Raw genomic sequence first — 25440 nt, 5'->3', positions numbered from 1 at the left:
GCGGACCCCGCCGCCCCGGTCACGGCGTGGGAATCCCCGCGGGGCGTGCCGGGCGGCCGAAGCGGACCGGCACGCCGGGGGAGTACAGCACACTGGCGGGGGCGCCGGCCGGGGCGGGCAGGCCCGCGGCGGCGACGAGGTTCTCCTCGCACCGGATCAGCTCGGCGCGGTACAGCGGCCAGCGCGGATGGTGGTTGGGGAGATAGGCCGCCCCGTTGAAGAACGCGTTGTGCATGCCCCAGCGGGCGGTGAGGAAGTGCTCCAACTCGGTGGGTTCCTCGATGCGTTCGCCGGTGCGCAGGGTGATACGGCTGTACGCGCCGCGCGGACCGGGCCAGCGGCGGGAGCCGGCGTACTCGACCGTGTCGCCCGCCCGGCGCACGCTCATCCGGGACCACAGGTACGGCAGCCGGAAGCCGAGGCGGCCCATGAGCACCGGGATCAGCCGCGAGGCGTCCATCGACCGGAAGACGACGCCCCGGCGCCCGTGCGCGTCCACGGAGTACAGGCGGACGTTGGTCTCGGGGAAACTGCCGAGATACGGCACCCCGGGCAGCCGCAGCCACCCCACCCGGTGCATCCGGAAGGCGACGAGCCCGACGTAGGTGACGCCGTGGTGGGTGTCGGGCACGGTCCCCCGCGGCAGCAGGCCGGCCACCGTCTCGGGGGTGACGGCCCAGTGGACGAAGGCGAGGTCGAGCCACTCCTGGGTGAGCAGCGGGCTGTGGACGGCGGCGGGGGAGTCGGGGGTGACGGGGGCGGGTTGCTGCACCGGGCCAGGATGACAGAGGCGCGCGGGGCCGTTGGCTTCGGTGTCACCCGCGCGTAAGCGGGGCCTGGGATGCTGCGGCGATGGACATGACGGAGCTGGCCCGCACCCTGCTGGAGCCGATCCCCGCCCACCGCACGGCCGGCATCCGGGTGGTCCGGGCCGCCGACGGCGCGGCGGAGATCGCGGCCGAGACTCCGAAGGAGCTGACGAACGTCATCGGCTCGCTGCACTCCAGCGGCCTGACGGCCCTCGTCGACGCGGCCGGCCTCGGTGCGATCATCGCCGCGAGCGAGACGGCCGGCGACTTCGAGGGGATCGTCCCGCTGGGCGCGCGGGCCGAGGTGGAGTTCCTGGCGCCCGCACGCGGCCGCCTGGCGGCCCGCTGCCGGCTCGACGACGAGGCCCGCGACGCCCTGAAGCCCCTGCTGTCGGGCGAGACCGGCCGGGCCCGCCTGACGACGCGGGTGGAGGTCGTCGACGCGGCCGGGACACCCGTGTGCCGCGGCGCCTTCGACTGGAGCGTGCGCCGCATGCCGTGACGCCCGCACCGCCGGGCCGCGACCAGGCCGCGCCGGCCGGACGGCGCCGTGGGCTCCGCCGTACCGCGCTAGTCGACGTTGACCGGCCCGTCGCCCTTGCGGTTGTCCGGGTTGTTCTGGTCAGGGGTGCGCGAGCGCCCCTGGAGTTCCAGCACGCCCTTCTTCTTGCCGGCCTCGCGCTCCTCGTCGCCTTGGCCGTTGAGGTTCTGCCGGACCGAGTCGAGGATCGTCAGGCCCTGCGCGACCAGGCCGGCGGCGATCTCGCCGAGGCCGTCCGCGCCGTTGAGGACGTTGACGTTGGCGCCCTGCAGGCCGCTCGCGGCCTCCTTGACGATCAGCGGGAGCTGGTCGATGAGCATCCGGTCCAGCGCGACGCGGTCGTAGGAGGCCGCGGCCTCCGCCTGGATCTTCATACGCTCGGCCTCGGCGACGGCGAGCGTGCGGATCCGCTCGGCCTCGGCCTCGGCGGGCTTGACGATCTCCGCCACCAGCTGCTGCTGACGCAGCTTGGCCTGACGCTGGGCCAGCTCCGTCTGCGCGGCCAGCACCTCCTGCTGGGCGTGCGCCTGGGCCAGCGGTCCGGCCTGGGCGGCCTGCGCCTGGGCGCGGTCCACCTCCGCCGAGTACTCCGCCTTCACGATCGCGGTCTGCCGGGCGTACTCGGCCTGCTTGCGGGCCGCCTCCTGCTCCGCCTCCGCCGCGGTCTGCGTGGCCTGTGCCTGCGCGATCTGCGCCTGCCGCTGGATCGCGGCGCGGTGCGGCGCGGACATCGCGTCGATGTACCCCGCGTCACCGTCGTCGATCGACTGGATCTGCAGCGAGTCCACGATCAGACCGATCTTCGCCATCTCGGTCTTGGAGGTGTCCAGCACCTCCGCGGCGAGCTTCTGCCGCTCGGTGACGATCTCCTCCACCGTCATCGAGCCGATGATGGCGCGCAGATGACCGGCGAAGATCCGGCCCGTCAGCACCGACATCTGGTCCTGGTCGGAGAGGAAGCGCTGACCGGCGTTGATGATGCTCTCGGTGTCGTTGCCGACCTTGAACGCGATCACGGCCCGTACGTTCAGGGCGATGCCCTGCCGGGTCACGCAGGTCTCCGTGACCTCGGCCTCGCACATCGCCAGAGTGAGAAAGCGGGTCTTTCGGAAGAACGGCAGCACGAACTTGCCGTGCCCCGTCACCACCCGGAACGGCGCGCCCCCCAGTCCCCGCCGACCACCCGAGATCAGCATCGCCTCGTCGGGCGCGGGAACGCGGTAACCGAACATCCTTCTTCACTTCTCCTCAGCCGGCGTCGGCGGCATCGTCGCCCAACGCGTCCAACGGGTCGGCCCATCTGATGACCCCGACCTCACGGCATCCGCGGGACTCGACCACGAGCACCGTCGCCCCCTTGGGCAACGGCTCCTGTGACCAGGCGAGGAAGGTCTCCGAGCCACCCCGGACGCGGACCAGGATCTCGCCGGGACCGGCGGATCCGCGCGTGCCGATGAGCAACTCCCCAGTGCAGCCGATCACGGCTTCGTCCTCCACCACGGCCGGCTGCCCCCCAATCGTTTCTGGCTCCAGAATTCCGACGATAGACCCACCCGGGCCGGCGGCAAACGCGCGGGTGACCACGGGCGTGCCGCAGACCGGGACGGGCCCGCCGGGACGGCGGAACAGAACGGGCCGTTTCCGGTCATTGGCCGAGAAAAACGCTTGGACCGCACCGAACCCGTCGCGGGACACTGCGCTTCCTCCACCTGCCGGACGACCGTCTGTCATGCGGCCGTCTGTCATACAACCTCACAGGGCTGGGATGGGATCACCTCAATCTCGGGAAAATCAGCCGCGCAAGGGCGCGGTGGTCCTCGCACTCCGCTACTACGGCCGGGAGCTGTCCCGGCTGCGGTGGCTCACGGCACCTGCGCTGCTGCTGCCGGCGCTGGGCAACATCGGCATCAACTACGTGGCGCCGCTCGTCGTCGCCAAGCTCGTCGGCCGCATCGCCGGGGACCGGGGCGTCGGCGTCGCCGCCATGCTGCCGTACGTCCTCGGGTTCGCCGGCGCGCTGCTGCTGGCGGAGACGCTGTGGCGGATCGGCCTGCACTGCCTCAACCGCCTCGACGCCCTCGGCATCGAGCACCTGTACGTCATCGGCATGGACGAGCTGTTCGCCAAGGACGCCGCCTTCTTCCACGACAACTTCGCCGGCTCGCTCACCAAGCGGGTCGTGAGCTTCGCGACCCGCTTCGAGCAGTTCGTCGACACGCTGACGTTCAACATCATGGGCAGCCTGGTGCCGCTGGTGTTCGGGTCGGTGGTGCTGTGGCACTACGAGCCGCTGCTGGTCGTCACCCTGCTGTCGATGATCGCCCTGACCGCGCTGATCGTCGCGCCCCTCATCCGCCGCCGGCAGGCACTCGTCGCCCTGCGCGAGGAGGCGACGGCCCGGGTGTCGGGGCATGTCGCCGACAGCCTGATGAACATGGACACCGTGCGGGCGTTCGCCGCCGAGGAGCGCGAGGCAGCCGAGCACCGCACCCGGGTGGCCGAGTCGCGCCGGCTCATGCTGCGCTCGTGGGACTACGGCAACCTGCGCATCGACACCCTGGTCGCGCCGCTGTCGGTGCTGACCAACGCGCTGGGCCTGCTGCTCGCGGTGCTGCTGGTCGGCCACGGGCACGGCGTGGAGGCGGTGGTGGTCGCCTTCACGTACTACGGCAACGCGACCCGGATCATGTTCGAGTTCAACCAGATCTACCGCCGTCTGGAGAGCTCGATGACGGAGTCCGCGCAGTTCACCCAGCTGCTGCTGGACCGGCCGACGGTGCTGGACCCGGCGGCGCCGGAGCCGCTGCGGCGCGGGGTGGCCGACGTGCGGTTCGAGGCGGTGACGTTCGCTCACGGCGGCGCCGAGCCGCTGTTCACCGGACTCGACCTGGCGGTGCCCGGCGGGGCGAGGTTCGGGCTCGTCGGCCGGTCCGGCGGCGGCAAGACCACACTGACCCGCCTGCTGCTGCGGATGAAGGACATCGACGGCGGCCGGATCCTGATCGGCGGTCAGGACATCAGCCGGCTGCGCCAGCGCGACCTGCGCAGTCAGATCGCCTACGTCCCGCAGGACCCGGCGATGTTCCACCGCAGCCTGCGCGACAACATCGCCTTCGCCCGGCCGGACGCCACCGACGCCGAGATCCGCGCCGCGGCCGAGGCGGCGCACGTCACGGAGTTCGCCGACGCGCTGCCGGACGGCTTCGACACCATGGTCGGCGAGCGCGGCGTCAAGCTGTCCGGCGGCCAGCGCCAGCGCGTCGCCCTCGCCCGGGCGATCCTGCGCGACGCGCCGATCCTGCTGCTCGACGAGGCCACCAGCGCCCTGGACTCCGAGAGCGAGATCCTCGTCCAGGAGGCGCTGTGGCGGCTCATGGAGGGGCGTACGGCGCTGGTGGTGGCGCACCGGCTGAGCACCGTCGCCTCCATGGACCGGCTCGTGGTCCTCGACCGCGGGCGGATCGTCGAGCAGGGCACCCACCAGGAACTGCTCGACGCCGACGGCGCCTACGCCAAGCTGTGGCAGCACCAGTCCGGCGGCTTCCTCACCGAGACGCCCACCGAGCCCGCCTCGGCCGACCTGGTCTGACCGGCTCAGCCCCGGCCGGCCCCGACGACCTCGTGCGCGAGCCTCACCAGGTCCGCGAGGGCGGGATGCCCGAACCCCGCCCGCCAGGCGAGGACGACGGGGACGGGCGGGGCGTCCGCCAGCGGGCGGTAGACCACCGAGGGATGGGTGTGCTGGCCCGGTGTGGCCGTCGTCGAGATCCCGACCGCGCGGCCCGCGGCGATCGTGGTGAGCCACTCGTCGGTGTTGGTCACCTCGAGGGTCGCCGTGGGCCTGGCCATGGGCGGCCACAGGTCCATCGTCGTGGTGCCGGAGACGGTGTTGAGGGCGATCGGGCGGTCGGCCAGATCGGCCAGGGTCAGCTCCGCCCGCGCCGCCAGCGGATCGTCCGCCGGCAGGACCACCACCCGCTCCTCCGACAGCAGGGGCTCGGTGCGCAGCCCGGGCGCGGTGACCGGGCCGCGCAGCAGCGCCGCGTCGACCTTTCCCCGGGTCAGGCCCGCGGTGCGGTCGTCGACGCGCAGCAGGTGCAGCGGCACGTCCGGGTGCGTCTCGTCCCAGCGGCGCAGCAGGGGGATCGTGTGGTCGCCGAGGGCCGCCCAGGGGTGGCCCAGGCGCAGTGGCCGGTTTCCCGTCCCGTGCGGGTCGAGGGCGCTGTCCACGGCGGCCAGGGCGGCGGCGGCCTTGTCGTGGAACACGCGGCCCTCGGCGGTCAGTTCGAGGTGGTGCGTGGAGCGGTCGACGAGGCGGGTGCCCAGGTGCTGCTCCAGCTGGCGCAGCGTGCGGGAGAGGGCGGGCTGGCCCACGTGCAGCCGGGCGGCGGCCCGGGTGATGGTGCCCTCCTCGGCGATGACCAGGAAGGCCCGCAGGTGCCGCAACTCGATGGTCATGCCTGCGAAGCATAACCAGCGCGGAACCGGCATTTCACACGGCGCGAGGGGCTTCCTAGCGTGAGGGGCATGACTTCCACGGCGCGCACCCCGGCCGCGGCTCCGGCCGCCCCTGTCGTCCTACGCCACGCCCCCGGGCGGGGCGGTCTCACGGGCGTCGGCCTGATGCTGGCCGCGGCGGTGTCCGTGCAGTTCGGCTCGGCCTGCGCCGCGCTGATGTTCCCCCGGGCCGGGGCGCTCGGCGCGGTCGCGCTGCGGGTGACCTTCGCCGCGGTGCTGCTGCTGGTGGTCACCCGGCCCCGGCTGCGCGGTCACGCGCGGTCCGACTGGGCGGTGGTCACCGGGTTCGGCCTGGCGCTCGGCGGCATGAACCTCCTCTTCTACCAGGCCATCGACCGCCTTCCGCTGGGCGCGGCGGTCACCCTCGAAGTGCTCGGCCCGCTGCTGCTGTCGGTCCTGGTCTCGCGCCGCGCCGCCGGCCTGCTGTGGGCCGCCCTCGCGCTGGCCGGCGTCGTCCTGCTGGGCGGCGGCGACTTCGGCGGCCTGGACACCGCCGGCGTGGCCTTCGCGCTCGGCGCCGGGGCGCTGTGGGCGGCGTACATCGTGCTCAACGCCCGCGCGGGCGCCCGCTTTCCGCGCCTGGACGGCCTCGCCCTGGCCATGGCCGTCGCCGCGCTGGTCAGTCTGCCGCCGGGCGTGGCGGACGCGGGGCGCGCGCTGCTGGAGCCGGGGGTGCTGGGCCTGGGCCTGGCGATCGCCGTGCTGTCGTCCGGCGTGCCCTACACGCTCGAACTCCTCGCGCTGCGCAGGCTGCCCGCGGCCACGTTCGCGGTGCTGACGAGCCTCGCGCCGGCCCTCGCCGCGCTGGCCGGGTACCTGGTGCTGGGCCAGGCCCTGTCGGCGGCGCGGTGCGTGGCCGTCGCGATGGTCGTCGCCGCGAGCGTGGGCGCCGTACGGACCGGGCGGCGTCAGGAGGGCCGTACCAGCCCGGACTCGTAGGCGAAGACCACGGCCTGCACGCGCGCGTGGGCGTCGATCTTGGTGAGGATGCTGCTGACGTGGGACTTGACGGTGGTCGGTGCGATGGACAGCCGTTCGGCGATCTCGGCGTTGGACCAGCCGGAGGCGACACCGGCGAGGACGTCGCGTTCGCGTCCGGTGAGGGTGCCGAGCCGGTGCTCCGGCTCCCGTGCGGGGGCGGGCGCCTCGCGGCGGACGGCGTCGATGAGGGCCTGGGTGAGCGCGGGCGGCAGTACGGCGTCCCCGGCGGCCACGGTGTGCACGGCGGCGGCGAGTTCGTCGGGGGTGGCCTCCTCGGTGAGGAAGCCGCCGGCTCCGGCGCGCAGGGCCGCGTAGCCGTACTCGTCGAAACCGGCCAGGCTCAGCACGAGCACCCGGGGGGTGTGCCGCACGGACTCGGAGCGGGTGAGGCGGCGGATGGTGTCGAGGTCGTCGGCGCCGGGCAGGCGGCTGTCGAGCAGGACGACGTCGACGGGGCCCTGTTCGCACAGGCGGACCGCGTCGGAGCCGGTGGCCGCGTCGCCGAGGACGGTCAGGTCGGGCCGGGTCTCCAGGAGCATCCGGAGGCCGCGGCGCTGGAGCGCGTGGTTGCTGACGATGAGCACAGTGGGCATGGCACTTCCCGTCACCCTCTGCCGCGGTGAACGAAACGGTATCGTTCACCTTGATGGCATCAGGCTAGCCCCGTCGTTATCGAAACGCCAGCGTCTCGGTTGTGGGCTCGGTCATACCGGCGTCATATCCGGCCCGTGGACGCCCTCTTGACGTACTCCCTGGTCGGATCGACACTCCAGTCAGGAATCCTAGTGAAAAGGTAGGGAAAGATGAGGTGCCCCGCACCGGCCCCGGGCCGGGTCAGCACGGCCGCACGCCGGGCGAGCCGCACTCCCGGGCCGACGCCTCTTCTCACCTCCCGCCGCCACATCGATCTGCTGCGCGTGTGCAGCGCGATCGACCCCCTGCGCTGAGAGCCGCCGACTGCGCTCCACAGTCGCCCGACGTCGCTTCCGCCGCGCGTACGTCCGCGCCCGCTCCCGGGGAGAGTCATGACCATCGCACCGCCGGCCGCCCCTGCGTCCGTCCAGCCCGCGCCCGCCTTCCGGGGGCGCATCGGCAGGGACGCCCGCAGCGGCCACTACGCCGTTCCGCTGCGCTACCGCCTGTACCTGTCGACCGCGTGTCCGGACGGCCTGCGCATCGCCGTCACCCACAGCCTGCTCGGACTGGACGCCGTCTGTCCGGCCACCTACCTGCCCGCCGTCCCCGACCGCCCCGAGGGCGGCTACGCGCGGCTGCGCCCGCTGTACGAGGCGAGCGCCCACCGCTACGCCGGCGCCGCACTCGCCCCGGTCCTCGCCGACGACTGGTCCGGACGCATCGTCAGCACCCACGCCCCCGACATCATGCGCGACCTCGCCCGGCACTTCGGCGCCGACCGGCCCGCGCCGTACCCGTGCGGCGCCGAGTCGGAGATCGACGCCGTCGAGCGGATGTGCGCGCACGGCATCCGGGAGGCGGCGCAGCGCGCCGGGGCCGCCGACGCCGAGCCGGCCGAACGCGCCGCGGCGCTCGAGGCGTTGCTGGAGACCCTGGGCGCGCTGGAGCGCTGGCTGGAGGGGCGGACGTACATGATCCGCGATCACATCACCGCGGCCGACGTCGAGTTGTGGGTCGCGCTCGTCCAACTCGACACCGTGCACCGCAACCACCTCGACGCCTCGGCCGTGCGCCGCATCGCCGGCCATCCCGCGCTGTGGGCCTACGCCCGCCGCCTGACCGCCCACCCCGCCTTCGGCACCCACCTCGACCTGGACGGCATCGCCCGCCGCCACCACGCCCGTTGCCGGGGCCTGGAGGACGCCGGCGCGGCCGTGCAGATCCTCGACTGGGCCGCCCACACCCCCTGACCGTCCATCCTCTGGACCGGCGTTGACACCGGGCGGGTCGACTGCCTTAACGTACGGACCAGAACGGTCATGAGCGTCAGCGACAAGCCCTGGCTTGCTGACCGGCAACCCTCGCACCGCGGTGGGGTGCCCCAGGTGACGACCGGACCGAAGTCGTTTCGGTAAGCGCGAGGCCCTGAAGGGGCCAGAAGTGACGGTGACGCCATGTACGCAGTTCCCAGGACGGCCACGCGCCGCCCGGCGGGCTGCGTACGGCCGTACCGCAACCTCCTCGTGGCCGATCGCGCCGTCGATCTGCTCCGCGTGAACAGCGCACTGTGTACCGCGCCGGGCCGTGCCCGCTGTCGGGGCTGACTCCTTCCCCGCAGCCCCGCGCCTCCTGACGAACACCGCCCGAGCGGTGTGCCGTTGTCCTTCCCGCCCCCCGGTGCCTCGCCTGCCTGTGCCGCATGCCGTCGCGCTCCGGGGTGTCCGAACCAGCCGGAGCCCACCATGAGTGAACCTCCCGGCGTCGCGGTGTCCCTCGCCGAGGCACCGCCCGCCCCCGCCCCCTCCCGGGAACTGACCGCCCAGCGCGTCGTGCCGCTGCGCCGGCCGGGCCGGTGGATCGCCACCGCCGTCGTCCTGGTGCTCGTCGCGCAGGCCGTCCACGGGCTGGCGACCAACCCCTTCTACCAGTGGGACCGCTTTCGCTACTGGTTCCTGCGGCCCGCCATCCTCGACGGTCTGCTCGTCACCCTCGAAGTGACCGCCCTCAGCGCCGTGCTGGGCCTGCTCGGCGGCATCCTGCTGGCCCTCGGCCGGCTCTCCGGGAGCCCGGTGCTGCGCGCGGTCAGCTGGACGTACACCTGGCTGTTCCGTTCGATACCGCTGATCGTGGTGCTGATCTTCCTCTACAACTTCAGCGCCCTGTACCGGACGGTGAGCCTGGGCGTGCCGTTCGGCCCCGCGTTCGTCTCCTTCGACGAGTCCCGGCTCGCCACCGACATGGCCGTCGCCGTCGTCGGACTCAGCCTCAACGAGGCGGCCTACGCCTCCGAGGTCGTACGCGGCGGCATCCTCTCCGTCGACCAGGGCCAGCACGAGGCCGCCGCCGCGCTGGGCCTGCCGAAGCGCTACCAGTTCACCCGGATCGTCTTCCCGCAGGCCCTGCGGTCCATCACGCCCAACTACGTCAACCAGCTCATCGGCCTCATCAAGGGCACGTCCCTGGTGTTCTACGTGTCGCTGCTGGACCTGTTCGGCTCGGTGCAGTCGATGGGCAGCACCTACCCCGGCGACATCGTGCCGCTGCTGCTGGTCGCCACCGTCTGGTACCTGATCCTCACCAGCGCCGTGTCCGTCGTCCAGTTCTACGTCGAGCGGTACTTCGCCCGGGGCGCCACCCGCACCCTGCCGCCGACGCCGTTGCAGAAGGCACGGGCCGGCCTCGCCGGTCTCAGGGCCCGGCTGCGCAGGGAGGCCGGCGTATGACCACCGCACCCGCCGGGCTCGAAGTCCACGACGTCCACAAGTGGTACGGCACCCACCGCGTCCTCGACGGCATCGACCTGACCGTCCGCCCCGGGGAGGTCACCGTCGTCCTCGGCCCGTCCGGCTCCGGCAAGTCGACGCTGCTGCGGGTGATCAACCACCTGGAGAAGCCCGAGATCGGCCACGTCAGCGTCAACGGCGAGCTGATCGGCGTCCGGCGGCAGGGCGGGCGGCTGAAGGAGCTCAGCGAGCGGGCCATCCTCGCCCAGCGCTCCCGGATCGGGTTCGTCTTCCAGAACTTCAACCTCTTCCCGCACCTGACCGCGCTCGACAACGTCGCCGCCGCCCCCGTCGCCACCGGCAGGCTCGCCAGGCCCGAGGCGCTGGAACTGGCCCGCGAACTCCTCGACCGCGTCGGCCTCGGGGACCGGACCGCCGCCTACCCGCGGCAGCTGTCCGGCGGGCAGCAGCAGCGCGTCGCCATCGCCCGGGCCCTCGCCCTGCGCCCCGGAATCATCCTGTTCGACGAGCCGACCTCCGCGCTCGACCCCGAACTCGTCGGCGAGGTGCTGGCCGTCATCAAGGACCTGGCCACCAGCGGCACCACGCTCGTGATCGTCACCCACGAGATCGGCTTCGCCCGCGAGGTCGCCGACCGGATCGTCTTCATCGACGACGGACGCATCGTCGAACAGGGCCCGCCCGCCGAGGTGTTGGACCACCCCCGGCACGAACGCACCAAGGACTTCCTGCGCCGGGTCCTGTGACCCCCGCTCGTCCCCCCTTTCCCCGAACTTCCCCCGACTCTTTCGCCGACCGCCCTTCGAACGACAAGGAACGACCATGCCCACCCACCTCTCCCGACGCGGCCTGATCCGCGGCCTCACCGCGGCGACCGCCGTGGCCTCCCTCGCCACCGCGCTCAGCGCCTGCGGAGGCGACAGCGACGCGGCCACCCGCACCGGCGACGGCGCCGGCACGGTCACCGTCGGCCGGCTGTCCAACGGCGCCGCCAAGGAGACCGCCCTGAAGGTCTCCGAGGTGAAGTCCATCAGCGCCGAACTGCCCGCCGCGATCCGCAAGAGCGGCAAGCTGGTCATCGGCTCCGGCACCCTGCCCTCCGGCTCCCCGCCGCTGGGGTTCGTGGGCAGCGACCAGAAGACCCTCACCGGCTCCGAGGTGGACCTGGCCAGACTCGTCGCGGCCGTCTTCGGCCTGGAGCCCGAGGTGAAGCGGTTCACCTGGGAGAACCTCTTCGTCGGCATCGACAGCGGCAAGGTCGACGTCGGCTTCTCCAACATCACGGACACCGAGGAACGCAAGAGGAAGTACGAGTTCGCCTCCTACCGCAAGGACGACCTCGCCTTCGAGACGCTCAAGACCTCGAAGTGGACCTTCGACGGCGACTACGAGGAACTCGCCGGCAAGACCGTGTCCGTCGGCGCCGGCACCAACCAGGAACGCATCCTGCTGGCCTGGAAGGACCAGCTGGCCAAGGAGGGCAAGAAGCTCACCGTCAAGTACTTCCAGGACAACAACAGCCTCTACCTGGCCCTCGCCGGCGGCAAGATCGACGCCTACCTCGGCCCCAGCCCCAACCTCTCCTACCACGTCACCCAGACCGCGAACACGCCCCAGGCCACCCGCATCGCCGGCCAGTACTCCGGCGCCGGCGCCTCCCTCCAGGGCCTGATCGCCGCCACCGCCAAGAAGGGCAGCGGCCTCGCCAAGCCCCTCGCCGACGCGATCAACCACCTGATCCGAAACGGCCAGTACGCACAGTGGCTCAAGGCCTGGAACCTCTCCCACGACGCCGTCGCCACGTCCGAGGTCAACCCGCCCGGCCTGCCGCTGGACAACTCCTGACCCACCCCGGCCGGGGACCCCGCCACCCCGCGGCGGGGTCCCCGCCCCTTACACCCGCACCGGAGCCGTCACGCGATGTCCGTCGCCAGCCTCGACACCACCTCTGCCCCCGTCCTCGACAACCCCGCCTGGGCCGCGCTCACCGGCCCGCACCGGCACTTCGCCGAACGCGTCGGGCGCGCCGCCCGCTACCCCCGGGACGTCGCCCCCTTCCACGCCGTCACCGACGTGGACGACCCGCGCGCCTGGGCCGACCTGGCCGTCCTCGTCGGCCCCGGCGGCAGCGCGGCGGTGCGCGACGTGACCCGCCCGCCGGACGGCTGGGAACTCCTCCGGACCGGCCGGGGCGTCCAGCTCGTCGGCACCTCGGTGCGGGCGCAGCCCGACCCCGAAGCCGTACGGCTCGGCCCCGCCGACGTACCCGAGATCCTCGACCTCATCGCCCGCACCCGGCCGGGCCCCTACCTGCCCCGTACCGTCGAACTCGGCACCTACCTCGGCATCCGCCACCGCGGCCGGCTGATCGCCATGGCCGGTGAACGGCTGCGCCCGCCCGGCTGGACCGAGATCAGCGCCGTGTGCACCGACCCCGGCCACCGCGGCCGCGGCCTGGCCGGCCGCCTGGTCCGCGCCGTCGCCGCCGGCATCGAGGAGCGCGGCGAACAGCCCTTCCTGCACGCCGCCGCCGACAACACCGACGCCATCCGGCTGTACGAGTCGCTCGGGTTCACCCTGCGCCGCCACACCGTCTTCTCGCTCGTACGCAACACCGCGGCCGCCGGCGCGGAAGAAACGGCATGACCGTGCCGTTGCCCCTGTCGAAGGCGACGGCCCGGACGGAGGTGCGCCCCATGACACGCCTGCCGCGCGCCGTTCGCCTGCACTCCCGGCCCCACATCGACCTCCAGCGCGTGGCCGGCGCCCTCTGTTGCTCCTGACCCCGTTTCCCAGCCGCCGTCCGCCCCCGTTCCGGCGGGCCGGCGCTCTCGTACGGATCTCCAGGAAGGCATTCCCCCGTGTCCCCCTCTGCTACGTCTCCTTCTTCGCTGCACCTCGCCGTCGCCCTCGACGGCACCGGCTGGCACCCCGCCTCCTGGCGGGAGCAAGTCGCCCGCCCCCGCGAGCTGTTCACCGCCGGCTACTGGGCCGACCTGGTCGCCGAGGCCGAGCGCGGCCTGATCGACTTCGTCACCTTCGAGGACGGACTCGGCCTGCAGTCCTCGCGCCACGACGAGCTCGACGGCCGCACCGACCAGGTCCGCGGACGCCTCGACGCCGTCCTCACCGCCTCCCGCATCGCCCCCCTGACCCGGCACATCGGCCTGGTGCCGACCGTGATCGCCACCCACACCGAGCCGTTCCACATCTCCAAGGCGATCGCCACCCTCGACTACGTCAGCACCGGCCGCGCCGGCCTGCGCGTGCAGATCTCCGCCCGGCCGCACGAGGCCGACCACTTCGGCCGCCGCACGATCGCCCCGGTCGACTCCTACGACAGCCCGGTCGTGACCGACCTGTTCGACGAGGCCGCCGACTACGTGGAGGTCGTACGCCGGCTGTGGGACAGCTGGGAGGACGACGCGGAGATCCGGGACGCCGCCACCGGCCGCTTCATCGACCGCGACAAGCTGCACTACATCGACTTCGAGGGCCGGTACTTCAGCGTCAAGGGCCCCTCCATCACCCCACGCCCGCCCCAGGGCCAGCCCCTGGTCACCGCCCTCGCCCACCAGACCGTCCCCTACCGGCTGGTGGCCCGCCAGGCGGACGTCGGCTACGTCACCCCGCACGACGCCGGACAGGCCCGCGCGATCGTCGCCGAGATCCGCGCCGAGCAGGAGGCCGCCGGACGCGCCGGCGAACCCCTGCACGTCTTCGGCGACTTGGTGGTCTTCCTCGACGACGACCAGACGGCCGCCGAGGACCGGCGCGCACGCCTCGACGCGCTCGCGGGAGAGCCGTACGAAAGCGACGCCCGGATCTTCACCGGAACGCCCGCGCAACTGGCCGACCTGCTCCAGGAGTTGGCGGGGGAGGGGCTGAGCGGGTTCCGGCTGCGGCCCGCGGTCGCCGGGCACGACCTGCCGGCCATCACCCGCGGCCTGGTCCCCGAACTGCAGCGCCGGGGCGCCTTCCGCACCGCCTACGAAGCCGACACCCTGCGCGGCCTGCTGGGCCTGCCCCGCCCCGCCAACCGCTACGCCGCCGCCTGACCGGGAAGGACCCGCACCGACCATGACCAAACCGCTGAAGCAGATCCACCTGGCCGCGCACTTCCCGGGCGTCAACAACACCACCGTGTGGAGCGACCCGGCCGCCGGCAGCCACATCGAGTTCGCGTCCTTCGCGCACTTCGCCCGCACCGCCGAACGCGCCAAGTTCGACTTCCTGTTCCTCGCCGAGGGACTGCGGCTGCGCGAACAGGGCGGCAAGATCTACGACCTGGACGTCGTCGGCCGCCCCGACACCTTCACCATCCTCGCCGCCCTGGCCGCCGTCACCGAGCACCTCGGCCTGACCGGCACCATCAACTCCACCTTCAACGAGCCCTACGAGGTGGCCCGCCAGTTCGCCAGCCTCGACCACCTCTCCGGCGGCCGCTCCGCCTGGAACGTCGTCACCTCCTGGGACGCCTTCACCGGCGAGAACTTCCGCCGCGGCGGATTCCTGCCGCAGCAGGAGCGCTACTCCCGCGCGCGGGAGTTCCTGGCCACCGCGAACGAACTCTTCGACTCCTGGCACGGGGACGAGATCCTCGCCGACCAGGCGGCGGGCGTCTTCCTGCGGGACGCGAAGGCCGGCTCCTTCGTCCACACCGGCCACCACTTCGACATCCACGGCCAGTTCAACGTGCCCCGCTCACCCCAGGGCCGGCCCGTCGTCTTCCAGGCGGGCGACTCCGAGGAGGGCCGCGAGTTCGCCGCGTCGAGCGCCGACGCCATCTTCAGCCGGTACGCCACCCTCAAGGAGGGCCAGGCGTTCTACACCGACGTCAAGAACCGCCTCGCCAAGTACGGCCGCACCCACCGGGACCTGCTGATCCTGCCCGCCGCCACCTTCGTGCTCGGCGACACCGACGCCGAGGCCGAGGACCTCGCCCGCGAGGTGCGCCGGCAGCAGGTCAGCGGCGCCACCGCCATCAAGCACCTGGAGTTCGTCTGGAACCGGGACCTGTCCGCCTACGACCCGGACGGACCGCTGCCCGACATCGACCCGGCCGTCGGCGACGACCACATCTCCAAGGGCCGCGCCCAGGTGCGCATGTACCGCGACCCGATCGCCACCGCACGCGAGTGGCGCCAACTGGCGGAGGCCAACAACTGGTCCATCCGCGACCTGGTCATCCACACCGGCAACCGGCAGACCTTCGTCGGCTCCCCGGCCACCGTCGCCAAGACCATCAACGACTTCGTCCAGGCCGACGTGTCCGACGGCTTCATCCTCGTCCCGCACATCACCCCCGCCGGACTCGACCCCTTCGCCGACAAGGTCGTACCGCTGCTGCAGGAACAGGGCGTCTTCCGCACCGAGTACGAGGGCCCCACCCTGCGCGACCACCTCGGCCTCGCCCATCCGGACGACGCCCGGGGCGCCCGCGCGGCCTCCTGAGGTCCCGCGGCCGCGCACGTGGCGTGGCCCGGACCGCCTCCCTCCCCCGAAGGTGACGGTCCGGGCCCTTTCCCCCGGCGCCGGACAGTGGTCCGGACCGCCCGCGTGCCGCGGCCGTGCGCTGTCACCAGCACATGACCGCCGTCTGTCCCGCTCCCCAGGCGGAGTACAGACGCACGCGGACGAAGTAGCGGCGGCCCCTGACGAAGCGGGCCCTGATGGCGGCGTTGCGCGAAGTGCCGCCGTCGTCCCGGCCGGCGAGGTAACGGGGTTCCCCGTCCCGTTCCTCGAAGACCACGACGACCGCGTCACCGTCCCCGAAGGTGCCCACGGTGTAGTCGCGGGTCTCCGGCGGCTCGACCACGAAGTCGGCCTGCTCGCCCGGCCCGAGCCGCAACGGCACCGACCGGAAGGGCTCCAGCGCCGACGGACGTGCGGTGGGCGGGTACCAGCGCAGCGCGAACTCCTTGTCGGCCGGCGACAGCGACCCGGGCGGAGTGAGGCCCTTGCGGAACTGCTCCGGCTCCAGGATCAGCCCCGCCGGGAACGGGTACTGCATGATCGACTGCGGGTCCCACACCGAGCCGTTGGCCTCGTCGCGGTCCAGCTTGCGCAGGACGTTGACGTCGGTGGTGTGCCGGCCCCAGAAGTTCGGCGGGCCCGCCAGCTCGGCGTACACGGCCTCGTCGTCCCAGTGGATGCCGGCGAACGGGCTCTGGTGCTCGTGCCGCATGCCGAGCGCGTGCCCGATCTCGTGCAGGGCCGTCCAGCGCTCCCCGGGCGCGGTCAGGTCCCAGCCGAAGTTCATCGTGCGGTCGTTCACCCCGGCCTGGAGGGCGTCGCGGCCCACCGCCGACCAGGAGCCGTCCCCGGACTGGAAGCCGATCCGCAGCTCCGCCTCCGAGCGGTCGCCGACCTCGACGAAGGCCACGCCGATGCCGAGGTCCTGCCACTCCCGGAAACAGGCGCGCACCACGTCCCGCTGCTCGCCGGTCCCCACCCACGGCACCCGCCGCGACTGCCCGGTGCCCGGTACGGGGATGACGGAGCCGTCCGTGTCGTCGTCGAAGAAGTAATAGTGCAGGACCGTGCCGTTGACCCACATCCGGTTCCCCGCCACGAGCGCACCGCGCCGCTCGGCGGTCAGCCCCGGCGCGAAGGCGGGGGCGGACTGCTGCGCGAGGGAGCAGTAGCGTCCGGCGGTCATGCGCACAGCCTGCCGTGAGCAGGGTCACAGGCGCCTGAGTCGGGGGCTACTCAAGTCACCCTGTATCAGACGTGAGTACTCGTGCTCATACTCCCGTGACGACATTCGAACGTGACGCGAAGACACTTGAACTGCCCTGGCCGTTCACCGGACGTGAGGACGAACTCGAACTGGTCCGCCGCTCCCTGACCGCCGGCCGGCACGGCATCGTGGTGACCGGCCCGACGGGCCGCGGCAAGACCCGCCTGGTCACCGAGGCCGTACGGGGCGGCGACCGCGCCCGCGCGGCCGGGACGCCCGAGACCCGGCACATCCCCTTCGCCGCGTTCACCCACCTGCTGCCCGAGACGGTCTCGCTGCACCGGGCGGTCCAGCTCCTGTCCGGCGTACGGCTGCTGCTGGTCGACGACGCCCATCTGCTCGACGACGCCTCGGCCGCCCTCGTCCACCAGCTCGCCGTGCACGGCCGCACCCGGCTGATCGTCGCCGCCGCCGACGACGTCCCGGTGCCCGGCGCGGTCTCCCGACTGTGGACCGGGGAGCTGCTGCCCCGGCTCGCCCTGGAGCCGCTGCCCCGCGAGGACACCGAACAGCTCCTCGCCGCGGCCGTCGGCAGCCTCGAACCGCTCACCCTGCACCGGCTGCACCACCTGTGCCAGGGCGATCTGCGGCTGCTGCGCGACGTGGTGGACGCGGTGCGCGACCACGGTCTGCTCGACCGGTCGGCGCACAGCGGCGAACGGGCCTGGCGCGGGCCGCTGCCGGTGACCGCGACCCTCCGCGCCCACGCCCGCGAGGTCCTCGAACACGCCCGCGGGGACGAGCGGGAGATCCTCGAACGCCTGGCCTTCGCCGAACCGCTGGCGCCGGTCATGGACGAGTTCGACCTGCGGATCCTCGAACGGCTGGAGTCCGACGGCCTGATCCGCATCGACGACCACGGCGGCGTCCGTCTCGCCCGCCCCCTGTACGGCCCGGTGCTGCGGGCCGCGGCCGGCACCCTGCGGGCGCGCCGGCTGGCCCGGACGCCGGACGACTGCCGGGCCGCTCTCAGGGCCGAACAGGCCGAGCTGACGCGGCGGTTGGAGCGGGCGGACGTGCGCGCCACACCGACGCCGGTGGGGGAGTGGCTGGCGGGGGAGGGCGCGCCGGTGCCGGCCGGGTACGCGGCGGTCCGGGCCCGGTTCGCGCGGCTTCGGGGGGAGCTGCGGGAGGCGGCGGCCTGGGCGGGGGAGGGGTTGCGGGAAGCCCCGGACGACGCGGACTGCCGCGCCGAACTCGCCCTGGCCGCCGCGCAGTCCGGGCAGCCGGTCAGCGACGGTGGGGGGTGCGCCGTGTGGTCGGCGGTGGCGCGCGGGGACGTGGAGGAGGCGGTCCTCGAAGCGTTCGCCGGTGCGGACGTGTACGGCCTCTACGACGCCGTACGCCTCGGCGCGCCCGAGAAGGTCGCCGCCCTGCTGCCCGCCGACGGGGTCTTCGCCCGGCACGCCGACGCCCTCGCGCGCGCGGACGGGCCGGGGCTGGACCGGGCGGCCGCGGCGCTGGAGGAGCGGGGGTTCCTGCTGTTCGCCGCGGAGGCGTACGCGCAGGCCGTCACCGCGCACCGGGATCCGCGGGCGGCGCGCACGTCACGCACGCGTGCCGTGGCCCTGGCCCGCCGCTGCCAGGGCGCCCGCACGCCGGCCCTGTCCGGCCTCGTGCTGGGCGAACTCACCGCCCGCCAGCGGCAGATCGTCACCCTCGCCGCGGCGGGACTGAGCAACCGCCAGATCGCGGAACGGCTCACGCTGTCGATCCGCACGGTCGGCAACCACCTGTACAGCGCCTACGCCCGCCTCGGCGCGAGCGACCGGGCGGCGCTGCCGTGGCTCATGGAACTCCCGGCGGCCCAGCCGGCCTGAGCCACCCGCGGACCGGCGGTCTGACCCCCAGTATTCGGGGGAGGGGTCAGGCCGCCACCCCGCGCCCACCACGACCCCACCCACGCCCGTGCCCCGCGGTCCGTCCTCACGCCGCCCCGAACGCCGTGAACGCCCAGCCCGTCGCCTGGTGGAGGGCGTCGTTCGGGAGGGCGGTGCGGGCGTCGCGCAGGGCCTCGGCCAGGGAGAGGCCGTCGCCCAGGCCCTTGTGCAGGGCGAGCATCAGGGGGACGACCGCCTCGTCGTTGACCGGCGCGCTGCTCGCCACCACCCCCGCCGTGCCGAGCGGCAGCAGCGCGGTGACCAGGCCGAGCAGCTCGTCGGCGCCGACCGAGGCCAAGCGCGCGGTCTCGCAGCAGGACAGGATGATCCGGTACGGGCTGCGGTCCAGATGCTCGAAGTCGTGCACGATGAGCGGCCCGTCGACCATCCGCAGGGACGAGAACAGCGGACTGTCCGCCCGGAAGGTGCCGTGCGCGGCGATATGGGCGAGCGCCGCCCCGTCGATCTCCTTCAGCACCCACGGCACACGCGCGTCGTCGTCCTCCAGCAAGGTCGGCCCGCCGTACCGCCCGGCCAGCTCCGGCACCTCCGCACCGCCGGTCGCCAGCCCCGGCCCGCGCACCAGCACGTGCCGCCCGCCCTCCGGCGGCCGCGTCTGACGCGCCCGCAGCCAGCTGCTCGCCGACGGCGACACGCTCAGCACCCGCTCCCGCAGCGACGGCAGCAGCGCCCACGGCACGCGGTGCAGCCGCCCCGGCGGTACGACGACCACCGGCCCGGAGCCCAGCTGCGCGGCGGCCGGCCCCAGCAGCAGCTCCTCCAGCCGCCGCCCCATGGCCTCCACCAGCGGCAGCCGCGCCTCCGCCCCGGGATGCGCCAGCCGCCGCAGCCCGGCCTGCACATGCTCCGCCTCGACCTCGGCGTCGGCCAGCAGCCCCGCCTCGAAGCGCCGTACCCGCCCGCCCCCGCACAGCAGCACCTGCACCCGCCCGTCGAGCACGGCCAGCTCCACCAGCCGCACCTCGCCCAGCTCCGTCAGCAGCCGCCCGACGTCGAACCGGTGTCCGTCACCGGTGCCGTCCCCCCGTATGTGCAGCGTGCGCGAGCGGATCTCCCGCTCCAGCCGCCGCCGTTCACGCTCCAGGGCCGGCACCGGGTGCCCCTCCCGGCGCGCCTCCTCCGCCCGCGCGGCGATCTCACGGAACGCCACCAGACTGCTCTGCAGCACCGGATCGGCCGGCGGCCGCGTCGGCGGCGTCGACAGCACGGTGGCCCGCCAGCGCTCGCTCCACATCAGCAGCCGCCGCGGCTCACCGGACTCCAGACTGACCTGCTGGGCGAGCTGCGCCAGCTCCGCGCCCTGCGCGGTGGCCCGGGCCCGCAGCTCCGAGGCGCCCAGCGTGGTGCGATGGTCGTCCAGGACGTCCAGACCGCGCCGGCACGCCTCCAGCACCCCGCGGCCGGAGCCGGTGGCCCGGGCCCGCAGCGCCTGGGCGGCCCAGCCCGTCATCCGGGCCAGCGGCGGCCCGCTGCGCCGGCTGCGGGCGGCGACCGCCAGATGCCGCTCGGCGTCCTCCGTCCAGCCCAGCCCGAGCGCGATCCGGCCCGCCAGCAGCGACGCCGACGCGGCGGCCGGCGCACCCAGCGCGGCGAGCCGGTCGGCCACCGCGGCCGCGTCCGCCACCAGGCGGCCCGACCCGCGCCCGGCGGCGACCCGCGCCTCGATCAGCACCAGCCGGGCGTGCATCTCCCACCAGGTCCGCCGCTGTCCCGCGAACAGCCGCACCGCCAGCGCCGCCCGCGCTATCGCCGTGTGCGGGTCCCCCGCGATCCGGGCCGCGCGGGCCGCCACCAGCAGCAGTTCGGCCTTGCGCGTGGACTGCCCGCCGATGCCGTCGAGCACGCCGATGGCCGTGTCCGCCTCGGCGAGCGCCTCGGGGGCGAGCCCGGCCGCCATCAGCGTCTCGCAACGCCGGATGTAGAGCATGAAACTCGGCGTGCCCAGCGCCTCGTAGCGCTCCTGCGCCTCGTCCAGCAACCGCAGCGCGGCCGGGATGTCGCCCGCCCGGAACGCGGCCAGCCCCCGGCTCTCCACCACGTCGGCCTTGTCGTGCTCCTGGCCGGTGGTGTCCCACAGCGCCTGCGCGGCCGTGAAGTCGGCGTCCGCCCGGTCGACCGCGCCGAGCGCCAGGTGCACGGTGGCGCGCAGCGTCAGCGCACGCGCCGTCCAGATCACGTCGCCCGCCTGCCGCAGCACCGGCACGGAGCGCCGTACGTCCTCCAGGGCCTCCTTGTGACGGCCCAGCACCCAGGAGGCGTAGGCGCGGCGGAAGAGGACCCGCGCGCGGGTGTGGCCGCTGCTGACCGTCACGCCCCGCTCCAGGGCCTCCAGGCCCTGCCGGGTGCGGCCCGCGTGCACCAGCGCCACGCCGAGCGCGGCCAGTACGTCGGCCTCCCGGTCGGGCGCCTGGGCGCGTGCCGCCAGATCGCGGGCGCGGCGCAGATGGCGCAGTGCGAGCCTGAGGTCGCCCCAGTCCCGCTGCCAGATGCCGATCACCTGGTGGGCGACGGAGGCGCTCCACGGCGACGGGTCGGCGTCGAGCACCCCCTGGGCCCGCGCCAGGGCCTCCTGGGGAGCGGCGAACACCATCGGCAGCAGTTCGAGAACCGAGTCGTTTCCCGCTGTCACTCCACGGATGGTAGTGGTCCTCGTTGCCCGCCACACCGGTTTGGTGCTGTATCAATCAGCGACCCGGCGGCTCTGACTAGCGACCGCCGCCTCAGTGGGAGGACACGCCATGGCACCTCAGCGATTCCACGAGCAGTTCGAGCAGATCCAGCGCTCCATGCCCGACGTCCCCCTGGCCATCGGGCCCGACGACGCCGGCGAGTTCCTCTACGAGAAGGGCGTCGTGCTGGCCCGCGACGGCGAGGAGGCGCGGCTGGTCGAGGACACCGTGCGCGCCCACTTCACCGAGGCCACCGGCCTGACCGCCGACCACGTGCGGCGGGCGAGCCCGGAGACCAACCGCTCCGGCATCACCCGCATCCAGGTCGGCGACCCCGGCCACGGCGACCGGCGCGCCGACCGGCACGTCGCGCACGCCCTGCGCGCCCTGCGCGAGCACGAGCAGCGGCAGGGCCGCCGGCTGGTCAGCCGCAACCACGTGGTGTCCATCGCGGTCAACTCCTGCCCCGGCGACGAGCCCGTGCCCGCCCCGCTCACCGGCGGCACCAACCCGGCGCCGTCCGGGACCGGTGACGGCGCCGGCACCGCCGTGGGCGTCCTCGTCATCGACAACGGCCTCACCCACGACCACGGCCTGGTCCCGCTGCTCGCCCACGTCCAGGGCGACCTGCACGGCACCGAGACCGACGCCGACGGCAACCTCCTGCAGTACGTCGGCCACGGCACGTTCATCGCCGGCCTGGTCGCGGCCGTCGCGCCGCACGCGGACGTCACCGTGCGCAACACCCTCAACGACGCCGGCGCCATCCTGGAGGACCAGTTCGGCGAGCGGCTGTTCGCCGCGGTCGACGCCAACGGCTGGCCGGACCTGATCAGCCTGTCCGCCGGCACCGCCAACGGCAGCACCGACGGCCTGCTCGGCGTGGAGGGCTTCATGCAGGAACTGCGCACCCAGCGCACCCTGCTGGTCGCCGCGGCCGGCAACAACGCCAGCGCCACCCCGTTCTGGCCCGCCGCCTACGCCTCCCTGCCCGACTACCAGGACGCCGTGCTGTCGGTCGGCGCGCTGCGCAGCGACGGCGAGTACGGCGCCTGCTTCACCAACCACGGCCCCTGGGTGAACGTGTACGCCCCCGGCGAGCGCCTCACCAGCACCCTGACCGGCTTCGACGCGCCGGTGCCGTACGTCTACCAGCACACCACCTACGACGCCTGCCGGTACGGCTTCACGTACGCGTGCACCTGCCAGTACCCCCGGCACACCGGCGTGCTCAGCGCGAACGGCGACCCCGGTGCCGCGAAGGCGGACCAGGTGATGTTCGAGGGCTACGCGCACTGGAGCGGCACCTCCTTCGCCACCCCCGTGGCCGCCGGCCTGGTCGCCGCCTACATGACGGCGAACAAGGAGAGCGACCCGCGCGTGGCGCGCCGCCAGCTGCTCGCGGCGAACACGGCGTACGCGGAGGTGCGCGGGGCGCACGTGCCGGCGCTGCGCCCGGCCGCCTGGACCCCCACGCCGGTCACGCTGCTGGCACCTCAGGCATGAGGTCTGGAACCGCCCCCTCCACGGCGTACGATGTCATGCCGTACACGAGGGGTGGGGCCGTGGACCGTACAGATGTCGGCGCGCTGGTCCGGTCCGCCGTCGACGGCGACGCGGCGGCCTGGAAGGCGCTCGTGGAAGGGCTGAGCCCGCTGGTGTGGTCCGTCGTGCGCGCGCACCGGCTCTCCGACGCCGACGCGCACGAGGTCTACCAGACCGTGTGGTTCCGCTTCGCCCAGCATCTGGGGCGCATCCGCGAACCGGAGAAGGCGGGCTCGTGGCTGGCGAGCACCGCGCGCCACGAGAGCCTGAAGGTCCTCAAGAGTCTGAGGCGGCTGACCGTGACGGACGATCCGCAGCTGCTCGACCGGGTCAGCGAGGACCGTACGCCCGAGCAGTCGCTGCTGGACTCGGAGGACGCGGCCGCGGAGCACGAGCGCATCCGGCACCTGTGGCAGGAGTTCGAGGAACTGGGCGACCGGTGCAGGCAGTTGCTGCGCGTGCTGATGGCCTCGCCGCCGCCCAGCTACCAGGAGGTGTCCGCCGCGCTGGGCATCGCCGTGGGCAGCATCGGCCCGCTGCGCCAGCGCTGTCTGCGGCGGCTGAAGGCACGACTCGAAGCACGAGGGGCGGTGTGAGCATGAGCGACGACGACGTGTTCGACGGCGAGGAGTTCGACTGCGCCCTGGTGGAGGAGGAGCTGCGCCGGGCCACGGCCATCCTGGACCCGGTGCCGCCCCAGCTGCGGCAGATCGCCGTGGAGGCCTTCGCCCTGCACGACCTGGACGCCCGGATCGCCGAGCTGACCTTCGACTCGGTGGTCGACGCCCTGCCCGTCAGGGGCGCCACGGACACCCCGCGGATGCTGACCTTCCACGCGGGCGAGGTGACCGTCGACGTCGAACTGACCGCGCAGGGACTGATGGGGCAGGTGCTGCCGCCGCAGCCGGCCCGGATCGAGGTGCTCACCGGGCCGCAGGCGGGGGCTGCGCTGACGACGGACGACATGGGGCGCTTCACCCACGACGCGCCCCCCTCCGGCCCGTTCGCGCTCAAGCTGCGCACCGGCGAGGGGGTCCTCGTCACGGACTGGCTGACGGCCTGACCGGCCGCCTGCCGGTCACCAGGTGACCGGCAGGCGCCGCGGTCCCCGGATCATGGTCTTGCGACGCCAGACCACGGCATCGGCGGGGACCGCGAGCCGCAGCCCCGGCAGCCGGTCCAGCAGGGTGTCGACGAGCAGTTCGGTCTGCATCCGGGCGAGCACCGCGCCGGTGCAGTGGTGCGGTCCGTTGCCGAACGCCAGATGCGGGTTGGGGTCGCGGTCGGCGTCGATCCGGTCCGGGTCGGGGAAGACGTCCGGGTCGCGGTTGGCGGCGAGGTAGGAGACGTACACCGGGTCGCCGGCCCGGATGCGGTGGCCGTGCAGCTCGACGTCCTCCAGGGCGATGCGGGCCAGGCCCACCGAGGCGCGGTGCGGGATGTACCGCAGCAGCTCGTCCAGCACCGCCGGGCGGGCGGCCGGCTCACGGGTGCGCTCCCGCACCTCCGGCCGGGTCAGCAGCAGGTACAGCATCTGGCCGCAGTTGTGCGTGACGGCCTCACCGCCGATCTGCAGCGGCCCGGCGAGGCCCACCGCCTCCTCCTCGCTGATCTCGCCGCGTCCCACGGCGGCGCCGAGCAGCGCGTACACGTCCTCGTCCGTGCTGCCGGCCCGGCTCCTGACCGTCTCCGCGATCCAGCCGTACAGGCCCTTCTTGGCGCGGTCGGCGGCCTCGGAGCCGCCGGAGGTGGAGATGATCTGCCGGGTCCAGCCGTGCACCCGCTCGCGGTCCGCGACGGGCACGCCCATCACCTCGCTGACCACGGTCAGCGGGAAGGGCTCCAGCACCCGTTCGACCAGGTCCGCGGGCGGCCCGTCCTCGACCAACCCGTCGACCAGGGCGTCCAGGATCTCCTGCGCGCGGGGCCGCAGCCGCTTCATCCGCCCCACCGTGAAGGCGCCGGCGACCGGCTTGCGCAGCCGGTTGTGCTCCGGCTGGTCGGCCCAGGCCAGCGAGCCGGGCCGGGGCGCGAAGTGGGGGGCGAGCCGGGTCACCTGACGGCGGGTGACCTCCATGCGGCTGAAGCGCGGATCGCTGGTGATCAGCCGGACGTCGTCGTGGCGGGTGGCCAGCCACGCCCAGCCCTCGCCGTGCGGCAGCCGGATGCGGGTCAGCGGGCCCTCGCGCATCAGCTCGGCGAGCACCGGGTCGAAGTCGGTCCCCGGCACGTCCAGCGCGGGCCAGTCCCGTACCGGGGGCGGTGCCTGCCCGGTCAGCGTGGTGGTCTCCTCGGTCATGCCCCCACCCTCACCGCCGCCCGGCCGCGTGTCGCGCGGGAGTGCTCCAGCCGGA

At 73.7% G+C, this 25440-nt stretch carries 24 protein-coding genes and 1 riboswitch; of the genes, 16 read left to right on the top strand and 8 right to left on the bottom strand.

From position 1 onward, the window contains the following. Positions 1-19: 19 nt before the first annotated feature. Positions 20-772 (bottom strand): YqjF family protein, encoded by a 753-nt coding sequence (locus tag ACYF6T_RS02720; RefSeq protein WP_461693046.1) that lies wholly within the window; start codon positions 770-772, stop codon positions 20-22. Positions 773-852: 80 nt separating this feature from the next. Between ACYF6T_RS02720 and ACYF6T_RS02715 the strand changes: the two genes are divergently transcribed. Next, complete coding sequence (locus ACYF6T_RS02715; RefSeq protein WP_461693045.1) at positions 853-1311, top strand: DUF4442 domain-containing protein; 459 nt, start codon at positions 853-855, stop codon at positions 1309-1311. Between the two features lie 68 nt (positions 1312-1379). Here ACYF6T_RS02715 and ACYF6T_RS02710 read toward each other — a convergent pair whose 3' ends face one another. Next, complete coding sequence (locus ACYF6T_RS02710; protein ID WP_461693044.1) at positions 1380-2582, bottom strand: SPFH domain-containing protein; 1203 nt, start codon at positions 2580-2582, stop codon at positions 1380-1382. 16 nt (positions 2583-2598) lie between these two features. Beyond that, entirely contained in the window at positions 2599-2850 is a 252-nt protein-coding gene (locus ACYF6T_RS02705) for a hypothetical protein (protein ID WP_461693243.1), read from the bottom strand. Between the two features lie 265 nt (positions 2851-3115). On the opposite strand from ACYF6T_RS02705, the gene ACYF6T_RS02700 reads away from it, so the two are divergent. Further along, positions 3116-4939 (top strand): ABC transporter ATP-binding protein, encoded by a 1824-nt coding sequence (locus tag ACYF6T_RS02700; RefSeq protein WP_461693043.1) that lies wholly within the window; start codon positions 3116-3118, stop codon positions 4937-4939. A gap of 5 nt (positions 4940-4944) precedes the next feature. Here ACYF6T_RS02700 and ACYF6T_RS02695 read toward each other — a convergent pair whose 3' ends face one another. Further along, positions 4945-5808, bottom strand: a complete 864-nt coding sequence (locus ACYF6T_RS02695; protein ID WP_461693042.1) for a LysR family transcriptional regulator — start codon at positions 5806-5808, stop codon at positions 4945-4947. Positions 5809-5877: 69 nt separating this feature from the next. On the opposite strand from ACYF6T_RS02695, the gene ACYF6T_RS02690 reads away from it, so the two are divergent. Further along, positions 5878-6807 carry an EamA family transporter gene (locus ACYF6T_RS02690; RefSeq protein WP_461693040.1) on the top strand — a complete coding sequence of 310 codons (930 nt, stop codon included), beginning with the start codon at positions 5878-5880 and terminating at the stop codon, positions 6805-6807. Here the strand turns inward: ACYF6T_RS02690 and ACYF6T_RS02685 are convergent. Then, the gene (locus tag ACYF6T_RS02685; RefSeq protein ID WP_461693039.1) at positions 6777-7442 is read right to left on the bottom strand and encodes a LuxR C-terminal-related transcriptional regulator; all 666 of its coding nucleotides are present in this window, start codon (positions 7440-7442) and stop codon (positions 6777-6779) included. The genes ACYF6T_RS02690 and ACYF6T_RS02685 overlap by 31 nt on opposite strands. A 210-nt stretch (positions 7443-7652) precedes the next feature. Between ACYF6T_RS02685 and ACYF6T_RS02680 the strand changes: the two genes are divergently transcribed. From ACYF6T_RS02680 to ACYF6T_RS02640, 9 genes are all read left to right on the top strand, one after another. Further along, on the top strand, positions 7653-7796 hold the full coding sequence (locus ACYF6T_RS02680) for a putative leader peptide (protein WP_461693037.1): 144 nt from the start codon (positions 7653-7655) through the stop codon (positions 7794-7796). Between the two features lie 78 nt (positions 7797-7874). After that, on the top strand, positions 7875-8735 hold the full coding sequence (locus tag ACYF6T_RS02675) for a glutathione S-transferase C-terminal domain-containing protein (protein ID WP_461693036.1): 861 nt from the start codon (positions 7875-7877) through the stop codon (positions 8733-8735). A 65-nt stretch (positions 8736-8800) separates the two neighbouring features. Then, a riboswitch (SAM riboswitch) is annotated at positions 8801-8909 on the top strand. Positions 8910-9227: 318 nt separating this feature from the next. After that, positions 9228-10208: an amino acid ABC transporter permease gene (locus ACYF6T_RS02670; RefSeq protein ID WP_461693034.1), complete on the top strand. Its 981-nt coding sequence runs from the start codon at positions 9228-9230 to the stop codon at positions 10206-10208. Further along, complete coding sequence (locus ACYF6T_RS02665) at positions 10205-10975, top strand: amino acid ABC transporter ATP-binding protein (protein WP_461693033.1); 771 nt, start codon at positions 10205-10207, stop codon at positions 10973-10975. Before ACYF6T_RS02670 ends, ACYF6T_RS02665 begins: the two co-directional genes overlap by 4 nt. A 76-nt stretch (positions 10976-11051) precedes the next feature. Beyond that, complete coding sequence (locus tag ACYF6T_RS02660) at positions 11052-12074, top strand: transporter substrate-binding domain-containing protein (RefSeq protein WP_461693031.1); 1023 nt, start codon at positions 11052-11054, stop codon at positions 12072-12074. 75 nt (positions 12075-12149) lie between these two features. After that, positions 12150-12875 (top strand): GNAT family N-acetyltransferase, encoded by a 726-nt coding sequence (locus tag ACYF6T_RS02655; protein WP_461693029.1) that lies wholly within the window; start codon positions 12150-12152, stop codon positions 12873-12875. Next, the gene (locus ACYF6T_RS02650) at positions 12872-13012 is read left to right on the top strand and encodes a putative leader peptide (RefSeq protein WP_461693028.1); all 141 of its coding nucleotides are present in this window, start codon (positions 12872-12874) and stop codon (positions 13010-13012) included. Before ACYF6T_RS02655 ends, ACYF6T_RS02650 begins: the two co-directional genes overlap by 4 nt. Before the next feature lie 78 nt (positions 13013-13090). After that, positions 13091-14287 carry an LLM class flavin-dependent oxidoreductase gene (locus ACYF6T_RS02645; RefSeq protein ID WP_461693027.1) on the top strand — a complete coding sequence of 399 codons (1197 nt, stop codon included), beginning with the start codon at positions 13091-13093 and terminating at the stop codon, positions 14285-14287. 22 nt (positions 14288-14309) lie between these two features. Then, positions 14310-15683 carry an NtaA/DmoA family FMN-dependent monooxygenase gene (locus ACYF6T_RS02640; protein WP_461693026.1) on the top strand — a complete coding sequence of 458 codons (1374 nt, stop codon included), beginning with the start codon at positions 14310-14312 and terminating at the stop codon, positions 15681-15683. A gap of 124 nt (positions 15684-15807) precedes the next feature. Here ACYF6T_RS02640 and absR1 read toward each other — a convergent pair whose 3' ends face one another. Then, complete coding sequence (gene absR1 / locus ACYF6T_RS02635) at positions 15808-16890, bottom strand: beta-glucuronidase AbsR1 (protein WP_461693024.1); 1083 nt, start codon at positions 16888-16890, stop codon at positions 15808-15810. A gap of 95 nt (positions 16891-16985) precedes the next feature. Between absR1 and ACYF6T_RS02630 the strand changes: the two genes are divergently transcribed. Continuing rightward, a complete protein-coding gene (locus tag ACYF6T_RS02630) occupies positions 16986-18791 on the top strand; it encodes a LuxR family transcriptional regulator AbsR2 (protein ID WP_461693023.1) in 1806 nt (601 codons plus the stop codon). A 106-nt stretch (positions 18792-18897) separates the two neighbouring features. Here ACYF6T_RS02630 and ACYF6T_RS02625 read toward each other — a convergent pair whose 3' ends face one another. Further along, the gene (locus ACYF6T_RS02625; RefSeq protein WP_461693242.1) at positions 18898-21462 is read right to left on the bottom strand and encodes a CHAT domain-containing protein; all 2565 of its coding nucleotides are present in this window, start codon (positions 21460-21462) and stop codon (positions 18898-18900) included. A 148-nt stretch (positions 21463-21610) separates the two neighbouring features. On the opposite strand from ACYF6T_RS02625, the gene ACYF6T_RS02620 reads away from it, so the two are divergent. The 3 genes from ACYF6T_RS02620 to ACYF6T_RS02610 are packed head-to-tail and all read left to right on the top strand — an operon-like array spanning position 21611 to position 24149. Continuing rightward, entirely contained in the window at positions 21611-23047 is a 1437-nt protein-coding gene (locus tag ACYF6T_RS02620; RefSeq protein ID WP_461693022.1) for a S8/S53 family peptidase, read from the top strand. A 59-nt stretch (positions 23048-23106) separates the two neighbouring features. Continuing rightward, on the top strand, positions 23107-23682 hold the full coding sequence (locus ACYF6T_RS02615) for an RNA polymerase sigma factor (RefSeq protein ID WP_461693021.1): 576 nt from the start codon (positions 23107-23109) through the stop codon (positions 23680-23682). A 2-nt stretch (positions 23683-23684) separates the two neighbouring features. Next, positions 23685-24149 (top strand): hypothetical protein, encoded by a 465-nt coding sequence (locus tag ACYF6T_RS02610; protein WP_461693019.1) that lies wholly within the window; start codon positions 23685-23687, stop codon positions 24147-24149. 15 nt (positions 24150-24164) lie between these two features. On the opposite strand, the gene ACYF6T_RS02605 is transcribed toward ACYF6T_RS02610, so the two are convergent. Beyond that, positions 24165-25385, bottom strand: a complete 1221-nt coding sequence (locus ACYF6T_RS02605; protein WP_461693017.1) for a cytochrome P450 — start codon at positions 25383-25385, stop codon at positions 24165-24167. Positions 25386-25440 lie beyond the last annotated feature (55 nt).

The organism is Streptomyces sp. 7R007 (assembly GCF_054850255.1).
Note: the sequence above shows the minus strand (reverse complement) of the source record. Positions and strands in the feature narration are given on the sequence as shown.

What these genes read in the sequence shown, in the direction of transcription:
- ACYF6T_RS02715 (WP_461693045.1), top strand. Translation starts at nt 853, where the DNA reads ATGGACATGACGGAGCTGGCCCGCACCCTGCTGGAGCCGATCCCCGCC.
- ACYF6T_RS02710 (WP_461693044.1), bottom strand. Translation starts at nt 2,582, where the DNA reads ATGTTCGGTTACCGCGTTCCCGCGCCCGACGAGGCGATGCTGATCTCG.
- ACYF6T_RS02700 (WP_461693043.1), top strand. Translation starts at nt 3,116, where the DNA reads ATGGGATCACCTCAATCTCGGGAAAATCAGCCGCGCAAGGGCGCGGTG.
- ACYF6T_RS02695 (WP_461693042.1), bottom strand. Translation starts at nt 5,808, where the DNA reads ATGACCATCGAGTTGCGGCACCTGCGGGCCTTCCTGGTCATCGCCGAG.
- ACYF6T_RS02690 (WP_461693040.1), top strand. Translation starts at nt 5,878, where the DNA reads ATGACTTCCACGGCGCGCACCCCGGCCGCGGCTCCGGCCGCCCCTGTC.
- ACYF6T_RS02685 (WP_461693039.1), bottom strand. Translation starts at nt 7,442, where the DNA reads ATGCCCACTGTGCTCATCGTCAGCAACCACGCGCTCCAGCGCCGCGGC.
- ACYF6T_RS02680 (WP_461693037.1), top strand. Translation starts at nt 7,653, where the DNA reads ATGAGGTGCCCCGCACCGGCCCCGGGCCGGGTCAGCACGGCCGCACGC.
- ACYF6T_RS02675 (WP_461693036.1), top strand. Translation starts at nt 7,875, where the DNA reads ATGACCATCGCACCGCCGGCCGCCCCTGCGTCCGTCCAGCCCGCGCCC.
- ACYF6T_RS02670 (WP_461693034.1), top strand. Translation starts at nt 9,228, where the DNA reads ATGAGTGAACCTCCCGGCGTCGCGGTGTCCCTCGCCGAGGCACCGCCC.
- ACYF6T_RS02665 (WP_461693033.1), top strand. Translation starts at nt 10,205, where the DNA reads ATGACCACCGCACCCGCCGGGCTCGAAGTCCACGACGTCCACAAGTGG.
- ACYF6T_RS02660 (WP_461693031.1), top strand. Translation starts at nt 11,052, where the DNA reads ATGCCCACCCACCTCTCCCGACGCGGCCTGATCCGCGGCCTCACCGCG.
- ACYF6T_RS02655 (WP_461693029.1), top strand. Translation starts at nt 12,150, where the DNA reads ATGTCCGTCGCCAGCCTCGACACCACCTCTGCCCCCGTCCTCGACAAC.
- ACYF6T_RS02650 (WP_461693028.1), top strand. Translation starts at nt 12,872, where the DNA reads ATGACCGTGCCGTTGCCCCTGTCGAAGGCGACGGCCCGGACGGAGGTG.
- ACYF6T_RS02640 (WP_461693026.1), top strand. Translation starts at nt 14,310, where the DNA reads ATGACCAAACCGCTGAAGCAGATCCACCTGGCCGCGCACTTCCCGGGC.
- absR1 (WP_461693024.1), bottom strand. Translation starts at nt 16,890, where the DNA reads ATGACCGCCGGACGCTACTGCTCCCTCGCGCAGCAGTCCGCCCCCGCC.
- ACYF6T_RS02625 (WP_461693242.1), bottom strand. Translation starts at nt 21,462, where the DNA reads ATGGTGTTCGCCGCTCCCCAGGAGGCCCTGGCGCGGGCCCAGGGGGTG.
- ACYF6T_RS02620 (WP_461693022.1), top strand. Translation starts at nt 21,611, where the DNA reads ATGGCACCTCAGCGATTCCACGAGCAGTTCGAGCAGATCCAGCGCTCC.
- ACYF6T_RS02610 (WP_461693019.1), top strand. Translation starts at nt 23,685, where the DNA reads ATGAGCGACGACGACGTGTTCGACGGCGAGGAGTTCGACTGCGCCCTG.
- ACYF6T_RS02605 (WP_461693017.1), bottom strand. Translation starts at nt 25,385, where the DNA reads ATGACCGAGGAGACCACCACGCTGACCGGGCAGGCACCGCCCCCGGTA.